Origin of the sequence: Bacteroides sp. An19 (assembly GCF_002160215.1) — a bacterium.
In the GTDB taxonomy this organism is placed as follows: domain Bacteria; phylum Bacteroidota; class Bacteroidia; order Bacteroidales; family Bacteroidaceae; genus Phocaeicola; species Phocaeicola intestinalis.
Genome location: NZ_NFKD01000093.1, coordinates 1 through 9,806, shown reverse-complemented (window position 1 = coordinate 9,806; position 9,806 = coordinate 1). Strand labels below are relative to the sequence as shown.

Annotated in this window: 13 protein-coding genes; 9 read left to right on the top strand and 4 right to left on the bottom strand. The window is 41.3% G+C overall.

Annotated features, from left to right (window positions below):
- The first annotated feature begins 109 nt into the window (after positions 1-109).
- The 6 genes from B5F25_RS19795 (at position 110) to B5F25_RS19765 (ending at position 3,742) form a co-directional block, all read left to right on the top strand.
- Positions 110-1,015, top strand: a complete 906-nt coding sequence (locus B5F25_RS19795) for an IS982 family transposase (protein WP_087251594.1) — start codon at positions 110-112, stop codon at positions 1,013-1,015.
- Between the two features lie 592 nt (positions 1,016-1,607).
- Complete coding sequence (locus B5F25_RS19785) at positions 1,608-2,216, top strand: JAB domain-containing protein (RefSeq protein ID WP_087251592.1); 609 nt, start codon at positions 1,608-1,610, stop codon at positions 2,214-2,216.
- Positions 2,217-2,298: 82 nt separating this feature from the next.
- Positions 2,299-2,559, top strand: coding sequence for a hypothetical protein (locus B5F25_RS19780; protein ID WP_087251591.1), 261 nt, complete (start codon positions 2,299-2,301; stop codon positions 2,557-2,559).
- 11 nt (positions 2,560-2,570) lie between these two features.
- Positions 2,571-2,813 carry a hypothetical protein gene (locus B5F25_RS19775; protein ID WP_087251590.1) on the top strand — a complete coding sequence of 81 codons (243 nt, stop codon included), beginning with the start codon at positions 2,571-2,573 and terminating at the stop codon, positions 2,811-2,813.
- A gap of 148 nt (positions 2,814-2,961) precedes the next feature.
- Positions 2,962-3,279 (top strand): hypothetical protein, encoded by a 318-nt coding sequence (locus B5F25_RS19770; RefSeq protein ID WP_140400146.1) that lies wholly within the window; start codon positions 2,962-2,964, stop codon positions 3,277-3,279.
- 19 nt (positions 3,280-3,298) lie between these two features.
- The gene (locus tag B5F25_RS19765) at positions 3,299-3,742 is read left to right on the top strand and encodes a hypothetical protein (protein WP_087251595.1); all 444 of its coding nucleotides are present in this window, start codon (positions 3,299-3,301) and stop codon (positions 3,740-3,742) included.
- A 115-nt stretch (positions 3,743-3,857) separates the two neighbouring features.
- On the opposite strand, the gene B5F25_RS19760 is transcribed toward B5F25_RS19765, so the two are convergent.
- Positions 3,858-4,307, bottom strand: coding sequence for a hypothetical protein (locus B5F25_RS19760; RefSeq protein WP_087251588.1), 450 nt, complete (start codon positions 4,305-4,307; stop codon positions 3,858-3,860).
- Between the two features lie 287 nt (positions 4,308-4,594).
- On the opposite strand from B5F25_RS19760, the gene B5F25_RS19755 reads away from it, so the two are divergent.
- Complete coding sequence (locus tag B5F25_RS19755) at positions 4,595-5,179, top strand: recombinase family protein (RefSeq protein WP_087251587.1); 585 nt, start codon at positions 4,595-4,597, stop codon at positions 5,177-5,179.
- Entirely contained in the window at positions 5,176-6,030 is an 855-nt protein-coding gene (locus B5F25_RS19750; RefSeq protein WP_087251586.1) for a hypothetical protein, read from the top strand. The genes B5F25_RS19755 and B5F25_RS19750 overlap by 4 nt, the downstream gene beginning before the upstream one ends.
- Here B5F25_RS19750 and B5F25_RS19745 read toward each other — a convergent pair.
- Together B5F25_RS19745 and istA are read right to left on the bottom strand one after the other, a co-directional pair.
- Positions 6,020-6,691, bottom strand: coding sequence for an IS5 family transposase (locus tag B5F25_RS19745; protein WP_241148453.1), 672 nt, complete (start codon positions 6,689-6,691; stop codon positions 6,020-6,022). The genes B5F25_RS19750 and B5F25_RS19745 overlap by 11 nt on opposite strands.
- Positions 6,691-8,115 (bottom strand): IS21 family transposase, encoded by a 1,425-nt coding sequence (istA, locus tag B5F25_RS19740; RefSeq protein ID WP_241148452.1) that lies wholly within the window; start codon positions 8,113-8,115, stop codon positions 6,691-6,693. Before istA ends, B5F25_RS19745 begins: the two co-directional genes overlap by 1 nt.
- Before the next feature lie 193 nt (positions 8,116-8,308).
- Here istA and B5F25_RS19735 point away from each other — a divergent pair, with 193 nt between their 5' ends.
- Positions 8,309-8,968 carry a hypothetical protein gene (locus B5F25_RS19735; protein WP_140406994.1) on the top strand — a complete coding sequence of 220 codons (660 nt, stop codon included), beginning with the start codon at positions 8,309-8,311 and terminating at the stop codon, positions 8,966-8,968.
- Between the two features lie 16 nt (positions 8,969-8,984).
- Here B5F25_RS19735 and B5F25_RS19730 read toward each other — a convergent pair whose 3' ends face one another.
- Complete coding sequence (locus B5F25_RS19730) at positions 8,985-9,698, bottom strand: DUF3592 domain-containing protein (protein ID WP_087251583.1); 714 nt, start codon at positions 9,696-9,698, stop codon at positions 8,985-8,987.
- Between the last annotated feature and the right edge of the window lie 108 nt (positions 9,699-9,806).

Here is a 9,806-nt window from a genome sequence, read left to right as displayed (position 1 = left end):
TAACGTGAGTTCGAAATAAGAATAAATATATTTCAGTGATAATTAGGAACATAGCGATAAAAGTATTAAATTTATAGTGCCGAATTATAAGATTTAAACGATTACCACTATGTTTCCGGAGTCTAAAATTACAGAGATTTATTATATGGCCGATGATTTTTGCAAGGAATTTGCTTTGCAACAGGAAAAATATATGATTGAGGACAAGAAGACCAGGCATCGTAATAAACCCAACCGTATGAGTGATGCCGAGATTATGGTTATTTTAATCCTGTTCCACTCCGGTGGTTTCCGTTATTTCAAACATTACTACAAGGAGTATGTCTGCAAACATCTGAAACACCTTTTTCCGCGTCAGGTTTCCTATAACCGTTTTGTGGAACCGGAGAAGGAAGTATTACTTCCCCTGACCATCTTCATCAAAAAAGTCCTGCTGGGAACCTGTACCGGTATCAGTTTCGTCGACTCCACTCCCTTGCGTGTATGTCGTAACCAAAGAATCCTGATTCATAAGACATTTAAAGGACTTGCCGAGCGTGGGAAATGTTCTATGGGATGGTTCTTCGGATTCAAGCTACATCTGATAATCAATGACAAAGGAGAGATACTCAATTTCATGTTCACGCCTGGAAACGTGGATGACCGGGAACCGTTGAAACAAGGCAAGTTTCTGGAAAACATCAAAGGAAAACTATGCGCAGACAAAGGATATATCGGTCAGGCTTTATTTGAGAACCTATTCCTTAATGGCATACAGCTTGTCACTAAAGTTAAAAATAATATGAAGAACTCACTGATGAGTGTCGCTGACAAGATTCTGCTCAGAAAAAGAGCCTTGATTGAAACGGTCAATGACGAACTGAAGAACATAGCACAGATTGAACACTCAAGACATCGTTCATTCAATAACTTTATAGCCAACTCCTTGTCGGCTATCGCGGCATACTGTTTTTTTGAAAAGAAGCCCGCCATTGACGTGAATTTTGTCAATGACGGACAACTTGCTATTTTTTGATTTTATTTCGAACTCACGTTACTATAAGAGTATTTATTTTCATGAAACCTAATTAAACCATCTTGTTCAGTAAAACCCATAAGGTTTCGCTTTAAGGGTTCGTTTCTGTGGATTTTATACTTTCCTTCAATATACATACCTCTTATTCCACCGCCCTATTAAGGTATGTCGCAAAAGCTCCTTGTGCACCCTTTGAATAATCGGTATGAATTATTTTTCCGGTTGTCTTTCATTGGTCTTTTCTGCTGTCCGCTTCCTCATTCGAAGTCCGGTATACCCCGTCTGAGAGCCTTTGTTTTTGACGGCAAATTTATAAGGGGATAGTGGAAATGAAAGAGTTCCGGCTTCGAGCCTTTGCCCGGAAAAAATAACGATGTCGTCAGGTCTCCCCAACATTTTTCCCGTTCAAAACTTTTCTAATTCCACTTTCCCTGAAATGTCAATGCCGTAAAAAAAAGGCTCAAACTCAGATGGGGAATGATTCCCAATAAAAAAAAGTCAGCGGACAAAAGACCAAACCAAGACAAAGGTTTAAAAAGGTCTAAATCTAGCTGAAGAATAATTCAAGTTTAACCCTCTAAAGCATACGGATATGAGAAAAGGATTTGAAGTAAACGGTGACTACAGACTTATGGATAGCTCAGAACTTGTGTACATTCTTACCAACAGTTCAGTAATGGTCAGTACGGTACAGGAAAAGGAGGTGGTCTATGGTGAAGAGTGCAATTTCGATGAGATACTGGCGCAGATGACACCGGGCAAGCGCAATTTGGTTATGGCAGGAGTGGAGCTTTATAAGCGTTGTAACTCTAATAAGAGCCAAAGACCGGTTATTAGACAGAGTACAGATATTTATGACTATATGCATCCCGTTATGGGAGATAACAAGACAGAAGAATGTTGGGCTATTTATCTGAATCAGTCTTTTAGGGTTATTAAGAGAGTACGTATTTCATCGGGTGGTCTTAACACATGTTTGGTTGATGTTAGGGTGGTGCTTAAAGAGGCTATTTTATGTGAGGCTACTTCACTAATCTTTTGTCACAATCATCCGAGTGGGAATCATAATCCAAGTACAGAAGATGATAAGCTGACGCAATCAACAGTAAAGGCAGCAAATACGCTCAATATCCGAATGCTTGACCATGTTATTATCTGTAATGATTCTTATTACAGTTATGCAGATGAAGGCAGAATCTAAGTGAATCGAGTAGCACAACCTTTTTATAGGTTGTGACTACTTTTTCAAGAAAAAGTAGCAAAACAATTTAAAGATATACATTATGATGTGGATTGAAATGATGGTCAAGAAACAGACCATAAGATACATGAGTTTAAGTATATTGTTTAAAGTACAGCGGTATACCATTGCGTGCCAAAGTGGTATGGAGGACTATGTGGATGTAACGAAAGACTACACGGAATCTTTCAGCTTTGATTCTTGGACAAAAGAACTTACATGTGAGTACGGCAGCAGATACTTTGATGATTTATCTGAAACATTCGGAAAAGTGTACGGAAATATTACCATTGTTCAACTTTAAATAACTATACCATGGAAAAGAATTACGAAACTTTGCGCATTACATTCAATAAGCCGCTTGCTGAAATAGACAAAGAGTTTGAAGAAGAAAAGGAAATGTTCGGTGTTAGGAGTTTAAAGGAGTTCATTGACGGATACGAATCTTCTAGGTTTACGCAGATAAGTGAAACGGAAGCCATCATTATTTCTGAATACAACATGAACTATATCGTTGACTGGATAGAGAGGTTTGCCGAGGAAATGGTTCTCTTATAATTTGATTGCGTGACACAATCAAATAGCGTTAATCATTAGAAATTACCGATATGACAGCAACTATATAACCTGAAAAGAAAATTTTCGAAATCCCCCAAAAACTACATCATTTTATTCATCAATCTTATAACATTTTAATTATTTGCCAATGAAACCTGTAATAACAATTTTGGATTATTTGAAAGGAGCCAACTTGATGTTGAAGAGTGCTCAAAAGAAAACTGTTGAACTTGACCAATTCAAGGGTAAGCTTGTGATAATCACTGATACAAAAGGAAAGTCTGTTCAAGGCTTTTTCAAAAGTGTTGAGTACGTTATCATAGATAATAAGATTACTGCCAGATATACAATATACCATATTCTGGAATGTAATGGCTTGATTATGGCATCAGTCCATACTGACTATATATATGATGCAGTGGATATCCGTGTCACAACCTATAAGAACTATAGATATGATGTTTAACTATATTAATCACATGGATATGAAAACAAAACTTTCACCTTATGCTATCGCTTCGAACTGTACAGACCTTACTGATATCCGTGACGGTATCAGTGAAATACAGGATGAAATGAAAAGGCTTGTGTCCGAAGGTAAGGATGTGCCGTCTTTCTTCTATTCACGTTTGTCAAAACTACAATTCAGAAGGAAAAAATATGAACAGAAAAGTCTGGTTCACATGAATGTGGTTATCCGTTTCTTTGTAGACGAGGAAACTCTTTCAATGGCTGTACGCCATTGCTTGTTCTTCAATATAGAGCCATCTTTTCCGAACGTTAAGAAGGTCATCAGGGATGCAGTCTTGAACAACGGTAAATCAATTATTGACTTTCCCGAATCTTGGGGTGATGACCTTATGAAAGTTGAACAAGCTGAGGTTGATAAGGCTTTAGTCCTACTAAAATCGCTTTTTGGTTTTCAGTAATAAGGTTTATTTGGAATAGAGGTACTTGTACGAGAGTAGAAATAACCAAGAAAAGTGCGGATTTCAACATCTATTATCAACCTTGTAGAAAATCCACACCTTCCTTTACATATTATTATTTATTCAATAATTTCAGAATATATTCTGACTCTTTGGCACACCAGGTATTATTTAATATATGTCCTAATTGTGTAGTTTTAAGGTCATATATCTTATTAAGTGCTTCTTTATGTTCAGATGATAATATTTCGCATCTGACCAGTCCATCATTGTCTACTACTGAAATTCTTTCACCTCCATCAGTAATCTTCCCTTCCTTGATTTTTAGAACATCATCAACTCTTATAAAGTTATTGTCATTTGGACCTTTAACCTCAGTATAAATAATGTCGGTTTTTTTTGCCGGACACGCAAATACTACCTTGTTCTTATTCCTTTTATATTGTACTCTTTCTTTCTTGTCTATAATCTGAGCAATAGGAACTCTAATGAGTCTTGCATTATCATAAGCTAATAATATATTTAGTATAAATCCTAATTTACGTAATGTTGTTGAAACTTTCAAGAATAAGTTTCATCATATAATATGTAATATCGAGAAAGGTTGCTCTAATCCTGAGATTCTATTTGAATTGGTCGCTATACAAAGAACTTTATTTGATATATATAAATACAATTACATAATAAAAAGTAAAATAGATGAGTTGAATAATGTTGATTTAGAAGACTAAATTAAACTATAGTTTACTGTAGACTTCATGAATTTGCCTTATACATTATATATATAGGGCTTTTTTCTTGCTTTTTAAGTCTAAATACCGTAATTTTGAAAAATCAAGTATAATTTAGACTATGGGAGAAAAAATAGGATATGCCAGGGTGAGTACGAGAGAGCAGAATCTTTCTTCTCAAGAAGATGCACTGAACAATGCTGGGTGCATCCGGATCTTCACGGACAAAATCTCCGGGAAGGAGTTCAAGCGTGAAGGTCTGACTGCTTGCATGGATTACCTGCGTTCCGGCGACACACTTGTCATTTACCGGTTGGACCGATTAGGCCGATCAGTTAAGGAGATGCTTGACCTTTGTGCCAAGCTGGAGGAACGACGCATTAAACTTGTTTCCCTTCAGGATAATCTTGATACTGCTACAGCCGTAGGCAGATTCACCATGCAGATACTTGCATCACTGGCCGAGTATAACCGCAATCTTATTCTCGAAGGATGCAAAGCCGGAATCGATGCAGCCAAGAAGCGAGGTGTCAAGTTCGGGAGGCAGGAAGGGACTAAGATGAAGAAGCCTAAGAAGGAGGCTGTCATCCAACTTTACAAAGCTGGGACCGCAGTTTCGCAGATTATGGAAATCACCGGCATTAAGTCTAAACAAACCATATATAATTATTTAACCAGCGAGAATATCCAACCTAACAGAAGATGAAAGATTTTGATAATTTTCAGTCATGGGCTGAAGTAGAGGGCGATTATTTCTCTAAGTTTAGGAAATATCCACATTTTGATAATGATTATTTATGGATAAAAAATAAGAAACTATTTTCATGTGGTATATTCTTTTATTATTCTTATTACCACTTTGGTAGAAGTTTTTTAGGTAAAAAACTCGAAGTTTTGAATCTTCCAAGAAAAGAAACGATTAATCAATTAATAGGTCTTTGTGATGATTTTATTCATGAAATAATGATTGATTTTTACGAGGAACATTATTTTACTTTTATTAAAGACGCTCTAGTGCAAAAGATAATAAGGGATAATTCACCAATAACAGAAGATTCAATAAAGGAATATATAGTTTCTAAGAATGCAGATTTACGCATAAAGTCAAAAGCTGTTGGTTATATGATTGTTATTTGCTTTAGCTTATCTGATAAACCGGCATTTAGTAAATATTTTGGCGTGGAAGTTATGTCTTTTATACTTGGTACTAAATTTGAAGATATATTCAACTTTATATCTTTACATAACAAGCCATTATATAAGTATATATTTTACATAAAAAAATCTATAAGTGAAGGTTTACATTCTATTGGTTTCTTTGATGATTATGATCCAAATGAAGAATCTTCTGGACCATTATCATATATCCCTAATAACTTCTATTTGATAAAGAACTTTCATAATAAAATACCATGGAAATTTGTAACTTTCCTAAATGGCGAATTGCAAATTTTTAATCCTAGACATCCTGATGGACAAGGGAAATATAAACCTTTTTATTATAGAACAGAAAAATCAATTAAGGCATTTAGAAGCTGTTTTGATTTCATTCGATAAATTTGTTAAGCATGATTTGGATGAATGCAATCTGTACCATAGCTTCTGCGGTTTCAGCAAGGAATTCATAATCGATGGTCAGCCTTCTGAAGTTTTCCAGCCATGAGAAAGAGCGTTCCACAATCCAGCGTTTGGGCAGTACCTGAAATTTGGATGGACATTCGTCCGGTCTGAGTACGACCTCCAATATCCATCCGAATTTCTTCTTGACCCAATCAGCCAAATCTCCCCTATAGCCTCCGTCCGCCAAGATTTTCACCAAGCGCGGAAATTTATAAGCGAGTTTCTCTATGGCTTGTGGGGCGCCCTTGCTGTCATGCAGGTTGGCTTCATGGATTGCGATGGCTAACGGAAGGCCAAGCGTATCGACTATGATGTGCTCTTTCCGCCCCTTGATTTTCTTGTTCCCGTCTATACCACGGTCAGAATCAACATGATGGGAAGTCTTTACGCTTCTGGAATCCATGATGCCAAGACTGGGACTTTCCTGCCGTCCCGCCTGTTTACGGATAAGGGAGTGCAAGGCATCCATCACCTCTTCAAACACACCTTCAAGCTTCCACTTGCGGAAATAGTAATAGACGGTTTGCCAAGGGGCGAAGTCAGAAGGAAGCATACGCCATTGGCAGCCGGTCTTGTTGATATAAAGGATGGCATTCATTAGGCCTGATACCCGTATTGCAACTTCTGGTCCGCACATGCGCAAGCCGCAACCAGACGGTCGCGACCGTATTTTTTCTCCAACGTCAAGATACCCCGGCATGACCTGAACGCTTTTGGCGGATATTGCATGGCACGCTCCACTTCCCGTAGATAGTTCAATACGATATTGTCTATTTCCGAGGCACGCCGGAAAAGTTCCTCCAAGTCCTTGTCATAGGGGCCATAGTGTCCCGGCAGGTTGTGCTCCTTTTTCCAGGAATAAGCGTAGGGAATGTCACAGCGGTCATGGGTGGCGACAAGGTTCATGCCACAGTAGATTTCCACCGTGTCGGCATCATAGAGAATCGTCATGCGCCTGCCTACATACTCCTTCGGAACGCTGTAATGGTGCTTGAACAACGAGACGTAAGAGTTCTTCCCGACAGTCATCAGCTTCCTCTCTTTCATTACGTAACGTTTCACGGGAAGCGGTCGAAGATAATCCTTCTCTCCCTGAAGGAACATTTCCTTACGTGACACCTCCCGTCCGGCCATCACCTTTTCATTGAAATCAAGCAGGGAGACACGGATGGCGGTATTGAGTTCCTCCAGGCTGGAGAATGTCATTCCTTCTATGTCAAAGTAAATGGAACGGTAGAGGAGCTTTACGGCATTTTCTACCAAAGCCTTGTCCTTGGGGTGACGCGCACGGGCGGGATAGACCGCACAGCCGTAATATTCGGCAAAAGCGGCGAAATCATCATTGATGACAGGCTCGTTGCGGTCGCTCCGTGCGACGGCGGCCTTCAGATTGTCGGGGACGATAGCCGCAGGAACGCCTTCAAAATATTGCATGGCATTCTCACATGCCTTTATCAGGTCTTCCTTGCGTTGCGACCACACGGCTTCGCAGTAGGTATAATGGCTGAACGGAAGGATGGCGACAAACACCTCGGCTTTCTTCGTCTCGCCAGTCATTTCATCAACGACTCCAAGCCTGTCACCGGCAAAGTCAATATACATCTGGTCGGCGGCATAGTGCTCGACATGACCGACGACCTTGACGTGAAACTTGTACTGACGGACAGCCCGTTTGAAGGAAGACAACTGATAGCCGTCAGGATATTCGGCATGGTATTCCTTGAACAGTTTTCGGACACTCATGCCTTTGCGTGACAGGCGGGATACATAGCCGGGAAGCAAGGCCTCCAGTTCAATCCTCCTGGAAGAAGGCTCCCGATGCCGGGATGCCGTACAGCCGAACAGTTCATCCAATTGCCCGTCGGACAGGGAAAGAAGCTGTTCAATACTCTTGCCGCTTGAAAGGAACAGGCGGACATACTTGCGGACAGTATTACGGGAAGTATGAAACGTGGAAGCCGTTTCCTTGATTCCCATGCCGGCCGCATAACATCTTAAAATGTTTTTGATTCGTTTATCCATTTGTATAGATTTTATTATCACCCCCGTTACACCAGGACTCGGGCACTCAAATCTACACAAAAAAAAATCTATAACAATAGGTGAACTAAGTGGTCAATACTATTTTGGCCAAAAGGGTCAATCATATTGTAGCCAAAGGGGACAATCCTGCTTGGCCAAAAGGGTCAAAGTCGCGTGGCTTTTCCAAAAGCTGTTGAAAGGGTTTGCGCCACGCACGGGTCTTTGCATCCTTTCCCCGGTATTGAAAGACACGATGCAGATAGAAGGCGGAGGATATTGGCCGCTGCTCACCTTGAGAGGTGCCTGCGCGACAGCTGCCGCTGAAATCCGCCTGAAAGCGTCGGGCATGAATCCGGATACCTTGAGGGTGAACAAGACGATGTTCTTTTACAAAGCCATAGAGGCGGTGTCCGATGAAGACACCCTCGCCACGGATGCGATGGCACGGATAGCCGGCGGCATAGGGTGTTTCGGAGAGTTGTATGCCTCCGTCGGGATACATGGCTTCAAGCTTGCATCGGCACGCAACACGCCCCTCAACCAGGCCACGCCCCTTGACATGGCTTCGTTGCTGGGCAGGCTGATGCGTTACAAAGACCACCTGTTCCGGGAGCACCCTGACATCTATGAAACGCAGGACTATCTGGAGCAGAGTTTGGAGAACAAAGGTTGGCCTACTACCGATTACACCTTAGCCTGCGCAGAGGTAGGAGGACGGCGTGTGCTGAACGTCATTGCTTCGGTGGGCGGCCACCTGCTGGTTGTCTTTATGGAAGGAACGGATGTATCCGAAGAAACGCTGATGAAGAAGGCGGGCGAGCTGATACAGGTTGCCAAGGATAATTTGCCTTAAACACGTCTTCCCGTTCTCATCCCACCACACTGTCAACATCCACATAATAATTGGAAGGATTATTGCGGTCAACATAGACACGCACCTTCCTTTGGGGATCTATCTCGTAACTCTCATACCAGAAAGAACCGCTGTGAAACAGGTATATCCGCCCGTCGGATGCCACATAACGGCAACTCACGATGATGGGATGCCGTCCGTTCATGCTTTGGTTGTCATCTTCACGGATGCCTGTTATCTCCGCCTCCACTGTATCGCCGGTAGCAAGCAGGCGGGCTATTTTCTGCCGGTGTTTCCGCCTTACCAGAATAAAAGCCAGTCCCATACCGGCAAACACGAACGCCATGGCCATCAATAGGCCGATTATCCAATTGTTATCATCCAGATAACGCACCTCTTGGGGATTGCCATTGCGATAATAGACAGTAATCTGCTTGCCCGGATGCATGGACGATGAAGACAGATTGAGCGTGGAAGTATAGGTCTTTCCGCCGACTGTGTATTCCACCACCGGTGTGCCCAGCGATTCGTGATTTGCCCCACGCATGGCCAGGATAACTGCCTGCACAGGTGTAGCTTCTGCTTTGAATGTGTGACCGCTGGTATAGATGAAGATACAGACGGTAAACAGGATGATGCCCACCAGCACAAATATTCCGCCGAAGATGCGGACAAATGCCTTGTCTTTTTTCTTGCCCCGGACCAGTGCTTTTTCTTTGTTGTAACGCATAATTGTAAAAGGGTCGTTTAATGAAATATCAACTTCTTATATCATTAAAGGATTGCTTCCTATATGTAATTCGTAGCGGACGGGGCGAGTGTTACCCGATTTTGCGTT